This is a genomic window from Psychrobacter sp. CAL346-MNA-CIBAN-0220 (genome assembly GCF_040309805.1).
In the GTDB taxonomy this organism is placed as follows: Bacteria; Pseudomonadota; Gammaproteobacteria; order Pseudomonadales; family Moraxellaceae; genus Psychrobacter.
The window spans coordinates 1-241 of the sequence record NZ_JBEOPF010000669.1; the positions used below are offsets into that span (position 1 = coordinate 1).

General features: G+C 46.1%; 1 protein-coding gene. It reads right to left on the reverse strand.

Features of this window, described 5'->3' with window-relative positions; translation table 11 throughout:
* Positions 1–241 (reverse strand): hypothetical protein (locus AAEY88_RS15260; RefSeq protein ID WP_350563749.1); only part of this gene is annotated, 241 nt, incomplete at both ends.

Genomic DNA, 241 nt, shown 5'->3' on the forward strand with positions numbered 1-241 from the left:
GTTCTATCCATCTCGTCATCGGCATTAATAATCGTTAGATCAACAGACTTGTTAAGCTCATTGGCCGTTTGACGTACGGTACGCTCAAGGCGCGGTGTCAAGCGCGTAAATGGCACCATACGCGAGTTCATCAAGCCATCTTGTAGCTCAGTTTGCGTCCGCGACAGCTGTAATAATAAGCTCTCGCTATCTCGGGTCTTTTCTAACAGTGTATGATTGATATCAATCAAATCTGATGCCG